General features: G+C 55.3%; 15 protein-coding genes. 7 read left to right on the top strand and 8 right to left on the bottom strand.

What is annotated here, in order from left to right; genetic code table 11:
- Positions 1-55 precede the first annotated feature (55 nt).
- From BUR94_RS01550 to BUR94_RS01535, 4 genes are read left to right on the top strand one after another with little or no spacing between them, the layout of a single operon-like run.
- The gene (locus BUR94_RS01550) at positions 56-1,405 is read left to right on the top strand and encodes a DNA cytosine methyltransferase (protein ID WP_074257528.1); all 1,350 of its coding nucleotides are present in this window, start codon (positions 56-58) and stop codon (positions 1,403-1,405) included.
- Positions 1,398-2,189, top strand: a complete 792-nt coding sequence (locus BUR94_RS01545) for an endonuclease (RefSeq protein ID WP_074254513.1) — start codon at positions 1,398-1,400, stop codon at positions 2,187-2,189. The genes BUR94_RS01550 and BUR94_RS01545 overlap by 8 nt, the downstream gene beginning before the upstream one ends.
- A 44-nt stretch (positions 2,190-2,233) precedes the next feature.
- Complete coding sequence (locus BUR94_RS01540) at positions 2,234-4,108, top strand: ATP-dependent nuclease (protein ID WP_074254512.1); 1,875 nt, start codon at positions 2,234-2,236, stop codon at positions 4,106-4,108.
- The gene (locus BUR94_RS01535) at positions 4,105-5,853 is read left to right on the top strand and encodes a UvrD-helicase domain-containing protein (RefSeq protein WP_074254511.1); all 1,749 of its coding nucleotides are present in this window, start codon (positions 4,105-4,107) and stop codon (positions 5,851-5,853) included. The genes BUR94_RS01540 and BUR94_RS01535 overlap by 4 nt, the downstream gene beginning before the upstream one ends.
- Before the next feature lie 93 nt (positions 5,854-5,946).
- Here BUR94_RS01535 and BUR94_RS01530 read toward each other — a convergent pair whose 3' ends face one another.
- Complete coding sequence (locus BUR94_RS01530; RefSeq protein ID WP_074254510.1) at positions 5,947-8,424, bottom strand: DEAD/DEAH box helicase; 2,478 nt, start codon at positions 8,422-8,424, stop codon at positions 5,947-5,949.
- A 458-nt stretch (positions 8,425-8,882) separates the two neighbouring features.
- Here BUR94_RS01530 and BUR94_RS01525 point away from each other — a divergent pair, with 458 nt between their 5' ends.
- Complete coding sequence (locus BUR94_RS01525) at positions 8,883-9,791, top strand: ArdC family protein (RefSeq protein ID WP_074254509.1); 909 nt, start codon at positions 8,883-8,885, stop codon at positions 9,789-9,791.
- A gap of 59 nt (positions 9,792-9,850) precedes the next feature.
- On the opposite strand, the gene BUR94_RS01520 is transcribed toward BUR94_RS01525, so the two are convergent.
- The 3 genes from BUR94_RS01520 to BUR94_RS01510 all read right to left on the bottom strand — a co-directional run bounded on the left by BUR94_RS01520 (position 9,851) and on the right by BUR94_RS01510 (position 11,506).
- Entirely contained in the window at positions 9,851-10,510 is a 660-nt protein-coding gene (locus BUR94_RS01520; protein ID WP_074254508.1) for a hypothetical protein, read from the bottom strand.
- The gene (locus tag BUR94_RS01515; protein ID WP_074254507.1) at positions 10,507-11,214 is read right to left on the bottom strand and encodes a GIY-YIG domain-containing protein; all 708 of its coding nucleotides are present in this window, start codon (positions 11,212-11,214) and stop codon (positions 10,507-10,509) included. Before BUR94_RS01515 ends, BUR94_RS01520 begins: the two co-directional genes overlap by 4 nt.
- A gap of 112 nt (positions 11,215-11,326) precedes the next feature.
- The gene (locus tag BUR94_RS01510) at positions 11,327-11,506 is read right to left on the bottom strand and encodes a hypothetical protein (protein ID WP_074254506.1); all 180 of its coding nucleotides are present in this window, start codon (positions 11,504-11,506) and stop codon (positions 11,327-11,329) included.
- A gap of 529 nt (positions 11,507-12,035) precedes the next feature.
- Here BUR94_RS01510 and BUR94_RS01505 point away from each other — a divergent pair.
- Entirely contained in the window at positions 12,036-12,272 is a 237-nt protein-coding gene (locus tag BUR94_RS01505; protein ID WP_074254505.1) for a hypothetical protein, read from the top strand.
- Positions 12,269-12,718: a hypothetical protein gene (locus tag BUR94_RS20360; protein WP_139301192.1), complete on the top strand. Its 450-nt coding sequence runs from the start codon at positions 12,269-12,271 to the stop codon at positions 12,716-12,718. Before BUR94_RS01505 ends, BUR94_RS20360 begins: the two co-directional genes overlap by 4 nt.
- A gap of 30 nt (positions 12,719-12,748) precedes the next feature.
- Here BUR94_RS20360 and BUR94_RS01500 read toward each other — a convergent pair whose 3' ends face one another.
- Genes BUR94_RS01500 through BUR94_RS01485 form a run of 4 tightly spaced genes read right to left on the bottom strand, consistent with a single transcriptional unit; the run spans position 12,749 to position 15,076 of the window.
- Positions 12,749-13,075: a hypothetical protein gene (locus BUR94_RS01500; RefSeq protein WP_139301191.1), complete on the bottom strand. Its 327-nt coding sequence runs from the start codon at positions 13,073-13,075 to the stop codon at positions 12,749-12,751.
- Entirely contained in the window at positions 13,050-13,268 is a 219-nt protein-coding gene (locus BUR94_RS01495; protein ID WP_139301190.1) for a hypothetical protein, read from the bottom strand. The genes BUR94_RS01500 and BUR94_RS01495 overlap by 26 nt, the downstream gene beginning before the upstream one ends.
- 21 nt (positions 13,269-13,289) lie before the next feature.
- Positions 13,290-14,654 carry a relaxase/mobilization nuclease domain-containing protein gene (locus BUR94_RS01490; RefSeq protein ID WP_074254502.1) on the bottom strand — a complete coding sequence of 455 codons (1,365 nt, stop codon included), beginning with the start codon at positions 14,652-14,654 and terminating at the stop codon, positions 13,290-13,292.
- Positions 14,651-15,076 (bottom strand): hypothetical protein, encoded by a 426-nt coding sequence (locus BUR94_RS01485; protein ID WP_074254501.1) that lies wholly within the window; start codon positions 15,074-15,076, stop codon positions 14,651-14,653. The genes BUR94_RS01490 and BUR94_RS01485 overlap by 4 nt, the downstream gene beginning before the upstream one ends.
- Between the last annotated feature and the right edge of the window lie 37 nt (positions 15,077-15,113).

Below are 15,113 nucleotides of genomic sequence, written 5' to 3'. Positions count from 1 at the left end.
GATCGACATGCTGTGATATTCACGGTAAGCTATCCACATGAATCAGCACAGGCCCATGATCGACGACGAACCCCACCGACCGATAGGCATCGACCTGTTTGCAGGCGCAGGCGGCATGAGCCTCGGTTTCGAGCAAGCAGGTTTCGATATAGCTGCCGCTGTTGAAATCGACCCTGTGCATTGCGCTGTCCATAAGTTCAATTTCCCGAAGACCGCCATTATTCCTCGCTCGGTGGAAGGATTGAGCGGCGAGCTTATTCGAAAGGTTGCCAGCATCGGCAACGCTCCAGTGGATTGCGTCTTCGGGGGAGCTCCTTGCCAGGGCTTTTCGCTTATTGGTCACCGCGTATTGGATGACCCTCGAAACAGCCTTGTTCTAGACTTTGTCCGCATTGTCGCCGAGTTGAAAGCTCGAACCTTTGTGTTTGAAAACGTAAAAGGTCTCACTGTCGGCAAGCACAAAGCATTCCTAAAGGAATTGGTTCAAGCGTTTGATGCCGCAGGGTATGAAGTGAGAACCCCTTGGAAGGTGTTGAATGCGGGAAACTACGGAACGCCGCAATCCCGAGAGCGACTGATACTGTTTGGATGCCGCAAGGGCGAAGCACTGCCAGAGTACCCCGATCCGGCTACCAATATTGCGGGGCGTAAAGGAACAAGGGATGGCTTGCCATCAGGACCCACTTGCACAGATGCATTGGCCGATCTTCCCGACGCCGACAAATTTCAGAGTTTGCTCACTAGTGATGCTGTGAAAACCAGTGCGTTCGGAGCGCCTTCGCCGTATTCAGCCGAGTTGCGCTGTATGACAAACGACGCTTGGCATTTCGGCTACGTGCGGGAGTGGAATCCTGCTCTGCTGACTTCCAGTGCACGTACAGCTCATACGGAGATTTCGCAGCGGCGCTTCTCCGAAACCGAGCCAGGCTCTGTTGAGCCAATCAGTCGTTTCTTCAAGCTGCCTTCGCGGGGGGTTTCAAATACTCTTCGCGCCGGTACAGACGGTGCACGGGGCGCATTCACGAGCCCCAGACCCATCCACTACCGCTATGACCGATGCGTGACAGTACGGGAAATGGCACGACTACATGGCTTCCCTGACTGGTTTCGCTTCAATGTTACAAAATGGCACGGAGCACGCCAGATCGGAAATGCCGTTCCTCCACCTCTTGCACGAGCGATTGCAACGCAGGTGATTGAATCTCTCGATTTCCGTCCAGCACGTCCCGCCCAAATTATCCCTCTTGGGTCTGAAGAACTATTATCAATGGACTTGTCGAAGGCCGCTGCTCATTTTGGCGTAAAGCCACTGCCAAGTCGTCGAGATCAAAAGAGCGGAGCAAAGAAACGCAAGCAAGCTGATATTGAGAGAGAAAGACTGTCGGGGCAGAAGATTTATGGCTAGCAAAGTTCGAAACCGATATCAGGCTCTTATCGAGAAGATTTTCTTCGATCATTATAGTGATGGAAAAACGTCACTTGACTTCACGCGACCTGAGATAAAAGACGCGGCCGCCCACCTAGGCATTGTATTGCCGGACAACCTGGGTGACGTGATTTATTCCTTTCGCTTTAGAACCGACCTGCCGGAAAAAATTATTGCCACACAACCTGAAGGTAAGGAGTGGGTTATAGAGCTTGCAGGAAGAGCCAAATATAGGTTCTCTCTCGTCAAGATCAATCGGGTATTGCCACGCGAAGACCTTGCGCGGATCGACATTCCCGACGCTACCCCAGAAATTATTCGTGCATATGCTCTGGACGATGAGCAGGCACTACTTGCGATCGTGCGCTACAACCGCCTAATCGACACCTTCTTGGGACTTACCACTTACAGTCTCCAGAACCATCTGCGCACAACCGTAAAGGGTGTTGGGCAGATTGAAATAGATGAGCTTTATGTCGGGATTGACAAGAGAGGCTGTCACTACGTCATTCCAGTACAGGCCAAGGGTGGAAAAGATCAAATTGGTATCGTCCAGATTTCTCAAGATATTCGTTTTGTAGAAGAAAAGTTCTCTGGTATGCGATGCCGCGCAATCGCAGCGCAATTCATGGGCGATGACGTGGTTGCACTTTTTGAGCTTACATTGCAGGAAGATGAAATTCGCGTCGTCGAAGAGCGTCATTATCGACTAGTTCCTGCGAAACAAATTGATCAAGGCGCGATCCGAAATTATCGGGACTGACCAGATGGCTCGAGGTTCTTTATTTAGCGCGTAGGTAATTTGATATGCATTTAAGTGAATTGGAGTTGAATAATTTCCGGTCTTTCTCTGAGGAGACGGTCCATTTCGAAAAGAAGCTCACAGTGCTGGTCGGTGAAAATAATGGCGGCAAGAGCAATATCATCGATGCAATCCGGCTTCTGACAACACCGCTTGGTGGGCGCAGGGAGCTTTATTGCGAGCATACCGACATCAGATTTGGATCAAGTCCTGCAAGCTTTGAGTTGAAGGCCAACTTTCAAGACCTTACCCCGCCGCAGCAGGGGCGAATGCTTTCGGCAACAATGGACGATAGCCTGCAAAGCGCCTGCTTCGGCATTACTTACAATGCGGCGGTTCGGACGCAATATGCTAGGCCGACCCTGTGGGGCGGGCGCTTCAAAGCCGCTCCCGAGCCAGGCTCGCATGAGATGATCCGCCATGTTTATCTACCGCCCCTCCGTGATGCCAAGCTAGCATTGGCATCCGGCAATCCGACGCGCATACACGCTCTCCTGAATCACTTTCTCGGAGACCAGGAAGCCGCCGAAGTAGCGCAGAGCCTTGCCCGTAGCGCGGACAACCCGATCCTGGGAAACGTGGACAGCGCCGTAGCGAGCGGTCTCAATGACTTGACAGCAGGCGTGCGGCGGCAAAGTGCCAAATTGGGTTTTAATACAAATGAAAGCCTGATCGACATTGCCCGCGACCTTCGCTTCAAGCTTGCAGATCACGGTATATCACCGGAAGACCTGAAATACTCCGGTCACGGTTATGCCAATCTCCTATACATGGCGATTATCGCCGTGGAACTAGAGAAGACCGACAATGCAGAGTTAACACTTTTTCTTGTCGAGGAGCCGGAAGCGCACTTGCACCCGCAACTTCAGGCCGCCGTTCTGAATTTTCTCGAAGAGCGCGCCGAACAATCATTCAAGCCCAAGAGCGATCCGAACGCACCCGCAGGCAATTTACAGGTTGTCGTCGCCACACATTCTCCTAACCTCTCGGCCTGGGTGCCAAACCGCAACCTTGTCTTCGTTAAGTCAATCATCCCCGAAACCATGACCGCAGAAACTGCGGAGACGCCAGCCGAGGACGAAGAGCAATCTCTCGCAGACCTTGGGGACAGCGCCGAGCCACGAGGCATTTCCGAGGCTCAGGCGGAACCGTCACCGGCGCAACCACTGCGACCGGAGTCGCGGTGCATCCCGCTCTCAAAACTAGAACTGAGCGATGAAGAGCGGCGCAAGATTGATCGCTACCTCGATGTCACCAAATCCGCGCTTTTGTTCGGAGGGCGGGTGTTTTTGGTCGAAGGCATTGCCGAGGCACTGCTCCTGCCCGCCATTGCCAAGCATCACGTGCTTAAAGACAGGCCCGCCGACTTTCGTATTTTTCGTTCAGCCGTCTTTGTGCCGATCGATGGGGTCGACTTTGAACCCTACGCCAAAGCGCTTCTGTCACCCTATAACGGCGTCAGGATCGCCGAAAGACTGGTGATTGTCACAGATGGTGATGCAAAAGCGTCCGACGATGAAGGTGATGAACTGCCTGGTCAAAACCGCAAGAACAAACTGGAAGAACTGGCAAGAATCAAGGCGGCGTCAGGCAATCTGGACGTTTGCATCAATACCTATTCGCTTGAGACCGAACTTTTGAACGCCGGAAACGCCGCCATCATGAAGGAAGTTTACCTTGAACTCCATTCCAGATCAGAAGCGAAATGGGATAGGGCCGCAGCCTTGGAGGGGAGCGAAAAAGCAAAGGAAATCCACGAGATATTCAAGGGCACGCGCAAGGGAGACTTCGCTCAGATTTTATCTGGAAAAGTCGCAAACTCCGCCGACTTCCAGGTGCCGCAATACCTGATCGATGCGATTGAGGCCATCGTCAAATGACGCCAAAGCCTTTCACGCCAACAGAAGAGCAGCGCGCTGTCATAGGGCTTGACGGTTCGGCTTTTGTTGATGCGTGTCCAGGAGCCGGAAAAACTAGAATTCTGATCGAACGCGCCCGCAAGCTCTTCGGCGCATTGGGACACGGAAGAGGCATCGCCTTTTTGTCTTTCACCCATGCCGCAGTCTTCGAGTTGGAGACCCGACTTTCGCAGGAGCGATTGCTGCCGGCGCCTGTCTTCCCAAATTTTATTGGAACGTTCGACAGTTTTGTCTGGCAGTTCCTCGTCGCGCCATTCGGACTGCCTGGCGCAACTGTTCGGCCTCGCCTGATTGCCGATATGGCAGGGCTTTCTGTCGAGCCATTTGATGGTGCGCAATCCCTGCCGCTATCTTGTTTTTGCCCCGAGACAGGCGCGATCTATCCGGCGGAGGCAAAATCCAAGGGCTTTGATGTCACTCAAAAGTCCGATCATCAGGTGCAGGCCTATCAAACGACGGCGAGACGCATACGAGAGAACCTCCTCGCGCGTGGCCATCTCGGCTTTGATGAAGCACGGTCGCTCGCCTTGCAGAGAATATCAAACGCAGAGGCCGCGCAAAGGATCGCGCTCGCGCTGAAAGGGCGCTTTTGTGAAGTGATCGTTGATGAAGCGCAGGACTGTAACCCTGATGATCTAAGAATCATTACATGGCTCCGCGACTCCGGCCTTCCGACCAAAGTAGTGTGCGATCCCAATCAGGCGATTTACGAATTTCGCGGCGGGGTTACAGACCACCTCTATTCATTTGCCGAGACCTTTCCTGCCGAGCAGCGCAAGAAGGTCAGCGGGAACTTTCGTTCTTCCCCCGATATCTGCAAGGCCGTCTCCGGATTTCGCCCTATCGCTGTGCGGGGCGATTCTGATCAAGCGCTTGGAGCACATAAGGAACATGCCGCACCTGTCGAGATTCTGGCCTACGGAGGCACTAGCGTTCCGCCCTTAATAGGAGAGACATTCTCCGCCATTTTACGCGACGCTCATATCCATCCTTCTTCCGCCCCGATTGTCGCTTCCACAAAGGCGAGTGGAGCCGCTGCGTCAGGTCAGCCCAAAGTGACAGGTTCCGCTCACCGCACTCTTCGTCTTGCAGAGGCGGTCTCGGAATTTCACTTTGCCGCTGGTTACATCGAAATGAGGAAGGCCATGGACAGCGCCCATGAATTATTCTTGAGCCTTGAAGGCAAACTTGGCGGCGCGTCCTATCATCAATACGTCGCAGATAACGGCATAGATCCGGTCAGTTGGCGCTCGCAAGTGATTGCAGTAATGCGGATGCTTCGATTCTCCCCAGATGTTCATGGAGATGCCCGTGGTTGGCACCGCGCTGCCAAAGAAGTGCTGGGGCGCGAACTTTGCATCGATGATGGTCAATCGATCTCACAAAAACTGAGTTGGAATGCAGGTCTCGAAGGCCTGCTTGCAGACGCTCCAGCGGACACTGTCTTTGCGCGTACGATCCATTCGGTCAAGGGTATGCAATTTCCTGCCGTGTGTGTGGTGACGACATCAAGAACCTTAGGAGGAATTCTCGATTTCTTGCTGACGGGCGAGCCTGCTGAGCAAGCCGAGAACGCCAGAAAGCTGTACGTGGCGGCATCGCGCGCAGAAAAGCTGCTGGTTATAGCCGCACCCAGAAGCCAGGCGACGCGTTTGAAAGCTCATCTTGAGGAGCAAGGTGCTTTGGTGAATGTCCGCGAAATCTAGCGCATATTTACTCTGTTGCTCACTTGCGCAGGCTGCACGATCACTCACTGTCATTTCAACGGCAGATCACCCAAGTCCTTTGCCGTAACAGCGTCATTTTAGGGTTGTCGTATACCGTTTCAAGAACTCATCGCCGTTGAAGCCGTGGGATGCGAGCAACTCATTTATTTGCTTCTGGCTATTCAGAATATCAGGATCACCAAGCGACTTCGCAAACTCCGAGAGCGCCTTCCGCAACTTTTTCAGTTCCTTTTCTGTGATGATCCGCATGCCTTCCACTTCGGACGCCCCCTCGCCGAGCTTCCGAAGCGGATGTATCATTATGGGTGTTCCGATTGCAGCTTTCGTGTACTTGCCGAAGAACCAAGACATAGCCTGATCGAGCTGTCCCAAGTCGCTTTTGGATATTCCACTCTCCGAGGTCGCATTGTTCTTGCATTCGATTACAAGAAATGAACCGCCCGGTAGAGCCCAAAGATTATCCGGTCCATCATTGAACTGTTTTTCAGGTCGTTGGGAGTGAAGACCGATGAAACGCGCGAGATCATTGATCGCTGCCTCGAATTTATCCGGCGTCACGCTTTGAAAGCGCAACTCGTCTGTAAGCTGGTTGACTTCCAGTATTCGGTCTGCCGCTTCAAGGAATCGTTCCTGATGATAAGACTGGACTTCAGCAGCTTGCGCGCCTTTCTGGGTGGCCAGCTTTTGATAGGCGATACCCTCGATTGGCCGAAGGACGTTCGGATTAAGTTTGTGTGCCGCCAGTAAGGTTTTCTGCGACGTCGCAGGATTTAGGTGATTTTGCATGCCTGCCAATTTCGACATAAGCCATGCTTTCTCATCGTCATCCTGTGCTTTGTTTGCCGCGGCGCTGAGTAGCTCGGCGGCGGCCTTGTAATCGCCTGAGCGGGCTGTGTCAAAAGCAAGTCGCACCGCAACACTGGCTTTATCAAGAACCAGACCCGTCTGGGCCTGCGCCTTCAGCAGCGTTTTCTTACTGACCTTCACCCAAGAGGGATCACGCTTAAGGCACTGGTCAATAACGTCTGAAATTCCTTTGATGTCAACGCCATCAAGTTGCTTGGCGATCTTCTTTGAAAGATCGAGCTGTGCCTGCGTGGCGGGAGTCAACAACTTGAGTCCGTCCGGTGACTTCACGCGCCGCGTAAGCTTCGATCCGGCGAGCAAGACGACACAGTAATCGTCGTTGGAACGCACACCGCGCCCCATGCCTTGTTCGATCCGCTGCATCTGACGCCGCAGTCCGGTTTGCGAGTCGCTCAAGACAGCCATATCTGTCAGGTCCGAAAACGATGCTACTTCTGGCAGGTTATATATTACCAGGACGCGGCAGGCGTCGTGGGGCAGATCGATCCCGTCATATCTGTTTACGAGAACCGTCAGACCTACATGGCCTTCGCGAAGCTTCTCCACGCCATCCACGACGTTACCCGCAGTTAGAATCTGGTCGGCAACATCCTTCCAATCCTCCGAGGCACTTTTGGACGGGACAATAACAACGACATTTTCTTCTTCCGCTAGATCGACCAGAAGCCCCTTGATTTCCTTCATGGTGATTTCGGGGTTCAGTTCTTGGGGCATAAGGATCATGCGCTCGCCCATGGATTGGGAGGACGTAGGAACGATCGGATCAGAAAGTTTGTTGGGGTCAGCCCCGAAATGTGTCACCAGAACGCTGTCATCGGAAAGCGTTGCGGTCATGTATATTCTACGCTTCGCACGAGAAAATGCGCGAATAAGATCGGTTGGTGGGCAATCTGGCTCGATTTCTAGTTTTTGACCGCCTATCACGCACCGACAGAGGTGTAGGATGTCGCGAAGAAGCGGGTAGGAAAACTTCAGCTCGTCGTCGTTCTTGCGGCTATGCAAGGCCTGCATTATTTCTTCCTGCGCCTTTGCCCAGGCCCAGTATGGCACTTCCATTATCGCACGCGGATCACTCGACTGAACATCGAGGAAGCGAGCATGGCTTTGCCTTCTCAAGTCGGGTTCAACGATCTTGAGGATTTCCTGATAGGCCGCATGCGTGTTGGGAAGCTCTATCCTGAATTGCTCTGTAACAGTCGCAATACAGGCATGGGCATCATCGATCACGACGGAACCCAACTTTATCTTCACACCTTCTGCGCCAACTCCAAATATAGATTTCCCGTTAAACAGCCGATGGATTGTCGTAACTAAGATACTTTCACCCGACTGAAAATCCGCGTCATGAGGATCGTCAGTCGTTTCGATCCCAAGCGCGTTCGCTTCGGCAATAATTTGATCGACGAGTTGCTTGTCGGGTGCGATATAGACGGCGGGTGCGACTTGTTCATTCAGCGAACTTTGCAGAAGTAAGAGCCCAACCAGAGTTTTGCCGCTACCAACATTTAGTTTGATTACAGTGTCCGGTTGATCTCTATTCCCGTACCACTCTTTCATGACTTCCGTTTGGATGTCGCGAGGAAATGCAAACGCTTTGTCTCGATCCAGCGTCAGAAAAATATCTCTGGGGTCCGTGACGATTGAATCATCGTCATCCAGAAGGTCGTCAAAATCTATCGGCATTCGACTGCTCTCATTCTTTCTCGTTATCACTATCGTTCAGGTCTAGCCGAGGCGTCCAGAACATACTTTTTCTGGTTGTTCAATATATAGAGCTCGCAACTTAAGTCCATGAAAACTTGCGATAAAAAGTAGGCCATACGGATGCATTTGCGCGCATCCCTTGCGGGTCGGGCTGTCGTGAACCGAGCCTGAAGTCTCGGCCATGCGGCTTCCATCCCTTGCACACTTTTCGCCAGCCATGAACGGCTGACACCCTTCTCTTTCATTGGGGCCTGACGGCCCATCCCCCGTCAAGACCAAGCCCTTCGCTACGGCTTTGGGCGAAGGCCATGGGCCGTGGCTCGCCTTCGGCTGCGCCCGCACCACCCACCATGGCCTTCGGTCTGGACGGTCTCCCCCCTCTCTTCGCCAGAGGGGCAGTTCGGTTGCATGCGCAACCGAACAAAGGAGAAAAAAAAATGAAAGCAGATGTTTATCAGAAAGTAACAGACAAGATTATTGCCGATCTGGAGAAGGGCGAGCTGTCTTGGCTCAAGCCGTGGAACGCTGGAAACCTTGAAGGCAAGATCACCAAGCCCCTACGGCACAACGGCATGCCCTACAACGGAATCAACGTGCTGATGCTGTGGGGAGCGAGCGTTGAGGCGGGGTATCTCTCCCCATACTGGATGACTTTCAAACAAGCCAAGGAGCTTGGCGCGCACGTCAAGAAGGGCGAACGCGGCAATCTGGTGGTCTATGCGAACACCATCACCAAGACCGAAGAGCAGGACGATGGCAGCGAGGAAGAGCGCAAAATCCCTTTCATGAAGGGCTACAGCGTTTTCAATGTCGAGCAGATCGAAGGCTTGCCCGAGCATTACTATGCGAAGCCCGAGCCCGTGATTGACCCCGCCTTGCGGATCAGCCACGCGGAAGAGTTTTTCGGGAACACTGGCGCAGACATCCGCCACGGCGGGAACAGCGCACACTATAGCGGCGGCAGCGATCATGTGCAGATGCCAGTTTTCGAAACCTTCCGCAGCCCTGAGAGCTTCTACGCCACGCTTGCCCATGAGCTGACCCACTGGACGAAGCACAAAACCCGCCTTGACCGCGACTTTGGCCGGAAGCGTTGGGGTGATGAAGGCTACGCCCGCGAAGAGCTGGTCGCCGAACTTGGCGCGGCTTTCCTTTGCGCTGATCTGGAGCTAACGCCCGAACCTCGCATGGATCATGCCGCCTATATTAAAAGTTGGCTCAAGGTCTTGAAGGACGACAAGCGCGCGATTTTCGCCGCCGCCGCCCATGCGCAGCGCGCCGCAGACTTCCTACACGGACTACAACCGCTGATCGAGGAAGAACAAGCCGAAGGAGTCGCCGCTTAAGCGGCGGCTCCACATCCAGAAAATTTCGCGGCTGGCCTGATGGCCAGCCGCTCAGCGTCCTATCGGACGGGAAGTTGAAGATTGCCAGCTATGTAGCGTTCGACTGCCTCGTAATGCCAATTCGTCCTACGGTTGGTTTCAAACCGCACTGCTACGCAGTCGGGGACTTCTGGGGGCTCCGCCGATCTAAACAGGACGACCCGTTGACCGCGATGATCTGCGCTCAGTTCGCGGAAGAGCGGCAGATAGTCCTTGCTGCCAAAGAACAAGAGCGGCTCAAGCCAGTTTGGCGGCAGCATGGAAAAATCCCGATAGCGATCCGGTTTCCGTCGCCGTTTGTAGGTATCGACTTGTCCCGAGAAGGTAATGTCATATTCGGGCAGCAGGAAATCTGAACGTATCAGCCCCCAGCCAGCGGAAAGGATGTAGAGCTTTTCGCGTCCTGCATACTCTAACAGGCCTCGATAGGCGGCAGGCCGATAGAGGTCTCCTGCCGCCAGCAGATTTGGCGATGCCGCCGCCAAACCGCGATTGATGTCACGCAGCAGATCGCGCCATGATCTACCCTTGTCCGCTTCATCATCCGGCCTTGCGTAAAATTCGCCATCATCCGGCGCAAGTTCTGGATGGGCGACGAAGCGAACACTTCTGCCGTCCGGCGTGCTAAGGCTTCCGGCATTAGCAAGCTTGGAGCCAGCGCATTGAATGACCACAATCATCGACGTCTCCTTATTTGCTCGACGCGGCTTTCAAGAACGTCAAGAAAGTTTGGATCGTAGGCCTCATCCACATGGTTCGAATTCCATAGACCCGACGAACGAATACGCTCACGGTTGCAATATTTCCCAAGCCAGGAAGATGACGGAGGATCGATGGGCTCTTTCCGCCAATTGCTTAAAAGGGCGATGGAACCCCGCTCGATGATACCGCGCTCGCTTTCTGCGCCAGGGTCATCGCCGACATCGAGCCACAAGAACGGCATCGCCCCGATCACGCCGCTAACCAATTGTTCTATGTGTTGCTCTGCAAGGCGCACTTCGCGGGGAGCGGTTGATTTCCGATTGTCCCAACTCTCGGACGTAAGGCCATCACGTTCGAGAAGAGCCGTGCCGACAATCAAACGGAAAATCGAACCACGATGATTGCCACCGCCAGATAGCGCAACGCCCTTGTGCTGCGAAAGCCGTTTCCAAAGGCTTGTGCGGGAACCGGATTTAAGCGCGTGCGTGCCGACCCGCACCACGCGCGGCCCGTTACCTGATTGGCCGCGCACTTCACCGTCTTCGAAGAAAAAGTACACGCCGCGCATAGGCCAGTTCATGCGGCCATGGCAGTCTCGAAGCAGATGCTTCCCCTCGATGTAGCTATCCAGTTCAGCCATAAGCTCATAAAATCGTTGTAAGTCTGCAAGCCTGTTGTCCATGCCTGCTATCGTAGAGCAGCAGTTTCAGCAGAGGCTAGTATGAAATCAGCGCTTTGCCGATCTACCCACAACTCAAGAAGTGCGGCCAGCCTGACGGCTGACCGCTGATCGGTTAGAGACCTGGCGCGCGTGTCGCCAGTTCATTCTCGATGTTGTGCATCGATTGGAGTGCGTCGCAGCGCTCTTGCGATCCGCGCGGGGCGGCGGCGAAGGCGTTGAACGCCTCGGCCAACAGGCCGTGCAATTCTGCCGTGCTGCGGGATGCCGCTTCAAAACGTGAGACGAGTGTCATCTCATCCTCCTTTTGCTTCAAGGAAGCCCCGAACCACTCAGGGCCTTTCGGCCCCGCACAACCATCATCGGCCCATGGAAGGCCTGATGGTTCGGGAGGTGAACTTGATCCTGCAAACAGGCGGATGCGCAGATGGCGCTTCACTATCGGTTTGATGCAGTGATCTTTGCAGTGCTGGCGGGAATGATCGGACTGTCGGAAGAGGTCTGACAACGGCGCTTGCCCGCCTCCGCGTATCCAAGAGCGGCGATGCGTTCCAAAGGCACAATCATCGATCTGGGAACAGGTGTGCCTCGTGCCCGGCAGCGCATAGGCGTCAGGCTGGCCGCTTTTCTCGTTAGCCGTGCTGCTTTGAGTTCCTTTGCTCATCGATGGCTTGCCTCAGAGAGCCCTTAATCCCTGGCCGAAGCGGCTCGCCCTTCAATGTCCTGCCCGCTCCAAAAATCCGTGTTGAACATGAAGGCCGATCCTTTGCTTCGGCCTGTCGGGAGGGCGTTAGCAAGCCAACGACAAGCAAAGGAGAAACATCATGTTACGCGAAAAAACCAACCAAAATCTGCCCCTGAATGCGCCCGACTATTTGGCGTGGCACGTCACCCAGAAAGGCGACAAGGCCTATTGGAACAAGGTCGGAGCCGCATGGAAGCATAAGGATGAGCGGGGCTACACGCTCCAGCTTGAGACCTGTCCGATCGATGGCCGCATCGTCTTGCGCCTGCCGCTGGAAGATGCCCCCGACGCAGCAAACGACGCGGGGCGCTCATGAGCGCCCCCGTCAAGTTGCAGGAATTTTTCGTTGATCCTGCCCGTCTTGCATCCGGCAGATGGTGCCACACGCGAGACCGCCAGATCGGAGAAGGTGATATCAGCGCTTCATACAGCGCCGACAAGATCGCCGAGGGCCGCGTACGCTCACCCTTCAAATGGCAAAATGCCCTTTGGGTTTCGGTCGGCGGCACGTCCAGAGGCGACTACCGCGCCGTGCAGGCCTACCGCATCATAGAGCGCAAGTTCTTCGATGGCACGCCAATCACCTACAACGAAAACGCTCGCCTCAGCGCCGCTGCCCGTGGACGGCCAGAAGGCTTTTATCACGGCATGAGCGTGAAATGGGGTAAGCTTGATTGCGTGCTTGTAGGCCCCGCCAGCCTCTTCCTTCCATCCGAAGAAAAGGCCGCGCCCGAGCAATCAGATATATTCGACTTACTGTAGTTCGCCCGCTTCGCCCGTCTTGGGCGGCGCTCAATGCACCGTTCGCCGCTGGCGATAGTGCCGGAGCAGCGCAAAAAGAGCGTCTGCATATGGGCTTTGCAAAAAAGCCTCGCCATTTTTCGCCAGCAGCACCACGGAATAAATTCGGTCCGCGTAGGAAGCGCGCACGACCTCGTTGCCTTCATGCATGACCCGCACGCTCAGGAGAATAAGCCGCTGAATAAAATGTGTTCCGTACTGCTTCTTTGCGGCAGATACCTTGCGCCAGAACTCGTCCATGACGCGCGCCTTGAGACGGCGTTCAATTTCTTCATCAACTTCAACCATCGGGCTATTCCGGCAGATGTTCTTCATCATCAAACCAGTCATCGCGTTTTGCGCGAGGCTTGAACTCCGGCACCAGCACGTCCGGCTTTTGCTTGTGGCGCGCGTGGGTCAGGCGGATGGCAAGGCGTACCGTGTCCTCCGCCGCCAGATGAAAATGCTGGCGCAGCTCGTCCAGCAAGCAGGCATGCGCCTCGTCAAGATTGAGCATAAGTGTGTGTCGCATTTGTAGTCTCCTTTCTATGCATTAGCGTTCAAATCCTCGGGTCGGCCCGCGTGAGCGCTCACGCTCACGGCCTTGGCCCGGTCTGGTCTCACGGGTTCTCTCTGTGTTTCTGGCTTGCGGCCTCAGCTTCTGGGCTGCGTCCTTTGGCATGATCGTCGGGTTCTTGCCCTGCTTCATGAGCATGACATTGGCGAGTTGCTGGCGGATGGACATCAGCTCTTGAAGCTGCTCTTCGCGCTGCTTCTTGATAACCTCTTGCAGCCGCTGGCGCTCATCGAGCTGCTTGGCGATCATCTTGTCGCGCTCGGCCTGATCGCGGCGGAGCGCCTGCCAGGCATCATGCTCGCTCTGCGCCTTAAGCTCGGAATACTTACCTGTCAGGCGGCTCCAGAGCTTTCCCCAGCCCTTTTGCGGCAGGCGCGCGGCCCGCGCCGCCGCTTCTCTGGCTTCGCGCTGTTTGTGAAGATGGGCGAGTTCGGTGCGCTCAGTGCGGTGGCGCTCGACCATTTGCGCGCGCCGCAATTCCAATGCGGGGCGCAGCTTTTTGTGGCCTGCCGCAAGTTCCTGCGCATGGCTGCGGAGCTTGTCGGCCACCAGGCCGCCGAGCCGTTGCTTCTGCTCTTCGATGGAGGGCAACGCCTCCACTTCCTTGAAGCGAGCGGTGACATCCTTCGCCTTGACCCCCGACCAGCGCGACAGGGCATAGGCCTCGCCTCGATAATCGACCGCGACAATGCCCCTGCGGTCGCCTTTGGCGAGGTAGTAGCCCCTTGCTTCCAGCGCGGCCTTCAGCGCGTCGGCTGAATCCGAGCGCTGCCAGGCGTCCTTGAAGATGGCCTTGATGATTTGCGGGTCTTGCTTGGTCCTTTGCGCTTGCTGCCATTCGGCACGCGTGAAGGTGAGCGGGTTTTTGGCGGCGCGGTCGATCATGCCTTTTGGCATGTCCCAGCCGTGCTGGAGGTAAAGCTCTTGGCTCAAACCCATCAGCCGCCGCTTGGTGAAGGATAGCTGCTTGGCCGTCATGGTGTCCGTATCGATGCGGGACCAAACAGCGTGGGCGTGCCGCCTGCCTTCCTTCTCATGGAAGACAACGGCGCGCGGCTGGCCGTTCAGGCCGAGCCGCTGCTCCGCCATTTCGATGGCAGCTTCAAAGGTGGCGGTGTCGACCTGCTTATCTTGCGGGGGATTGAGGCTGAGCGAGAAGAGATGCTGCTGGCAACGCGTGCCCTTGGCGATGGCCTCGGATTCTTTCAGCGCGCCATGCAGATCGTCTTCGCTCATGAAGCCTCGAAGCTCGTGGAGGCTGACATGCTCGTTGTCCTGCATGTTCATCAGGTGCGTCGCCAGCTTGGCGGCATTCCCGCGCTGTGAGCCTTTCAGGATCATGGCTCGCCTCCATCGGATAGGGAGCCGAGCGCGCGCAGCAACTCTTCACGCAAGGCCTTCACGTCCTCGCAGGCTTGGCGAAGTTCGGCTTCCAGCTCAGGCGAAACAGGCAGCGCGCCCGTGTTCGTCGCGCGGGCAAGCTGGTTGAGGTTCTGCGACAGGCGAGACTTGCCAAGCTCGCCTAGGACGCGGCCCAAGGCTTCATGGTCTTTGACGGGGTTGGTGTTGCGGCGGCGGACCTTCTCCAGCGGCTCATCGAACAGCTTGGCCTTGATGTACGCGCCGAGCGGTACGCCATTCGCGGCGGACTGCAAGAGAGCCATCTGTTCAAAGGAGAAGCGCAGCGAGAACGGAGCCTCGCGCTTCTTCTTTTTAGGCTTGGCGGCTGCTACCGCATTGAAATCACGTTCCGAAATGCTCATCACCGCACCTCGGATCGTTGTCCTGAGTTACGGTGTT

Origin of the sequence: Vannielia litorea, from assembly GCF_900142295.1 — a bacterium.
Classification (GTDB): domain Bacteria; phylum Pseudomonadota; class Alphaproteobacteria; order Rhodobacterales; family Rhodobacteraceae; genus Vannielia; species Vannielia litorea.
This window is presented reverse-complemented; position numbering and strand designations above follow the sequence as displayed.

Bases quoted from the DNA above. Each gene is read 5' to 3' on its own strand.
- BUR94_RS01550 (WP_074257528.1), top strand. From the start codon at position 56: ATGATCGACGACGAACCCCACCGACCGATAGGCATCGACCTGTTTGCA.
- BUR94_RS01545 (WP_074254513.1), top strand. From the start codon at position 1,398: ATGGCTAGCAAAGTTCGAAACCGATATCAGGCTCTTATCGAGAAGATT.
- BUR94_RS01540 (WP_074254512.1), top strand. From the start codon at position 2,234: ATGCATTTAAGTGAATTGGAGTTGAATAATTTCCGGTCTTTCTCTGAG.
- BUR94_RS01535 (WP_074254511.1), top strand. From the start codon at position 4,105: ATGACGCCAAAGCCTTTCACGCCAACAGAAGAGCAGCGCGCTGTCATA.
- BUR94_RS01530 (WP_074254510.1), bottom strand. From the start codon at position 8,424: ATGCCGATAGATTTTGACGACCTTCTGGATGACGATGATTCAATCGTC.
- BUR94_RS01525 (WP_074254509.1), top strand. From the start codon at position 8,883: ATGAAAGCAGATGTTTATCAGAAAGTAACAGACAAGATTATTGCCGAT.
- BUR94_RS01520 (WP_074254508.1), bottom strand. From the start codon at position 10,510: ATGATTGTGGTCATTCAATGCGCTGGCTCCAAGCTTGCTAATGCCGGA.
- BUR94_RS01515 (WP_074254507.1), bottom strand. From the start codon at position 11,214: ATGGACAACAGGCTTGCAGACTTACAACGATTTTATGAGCTTATGGCT.
- BUR94_RS01510 (WP_074254506.1), bottom strand. From the start codon at position 11,506: ATGACACTCGTCTCACGTTTTGAAGCGGCATCCCGCAGCACGGCAGAA.
- BUR94_RS01505 (WP_074254505.1), top strand. From the start codon at position 12,036: ATGTTACGCGAAAAAACCAACCAAAATCTGCCCCTGAATGCGCCCGAC.
- BUR94_RS20360 (WP_139301192.1), top strand. From the start codon at position 12,269: ATGAGCGCCCCCGTCAAGTTGCAGGAATTTTTCGTTGATCCTGCCCGT.
- BUR94_RS01500 (WP_139301191.1), bottom strand. From the start codon at position 13,075: ATGATGAAGAACATCTGCCGGAATAGCCCGATGGTTGAAGTTGATGAA.
- BUR94_RS01495 (WP_139301190.1), bottom strand. From the start codon at position 13,268: ATGCGACACACACTTATGCTCAATCTTGACGAGGCGCATGCCTGCTTG.
- BUR94_RS01490 (WP_074254502.1), bottom strand. From the start codon at position 14,654: ATGATCCTGAAAGGCTCACAGCGCGGGAATGCCGCCAAGCTGGCGACG.
- BUR94_RS01485 (WP_074254501.1), bottom strand. From the start codon at position 15,076: ATGAGCATTTCGGAACGTGATTTCAATGCGGTAGCAGCCGCCAAGCCT.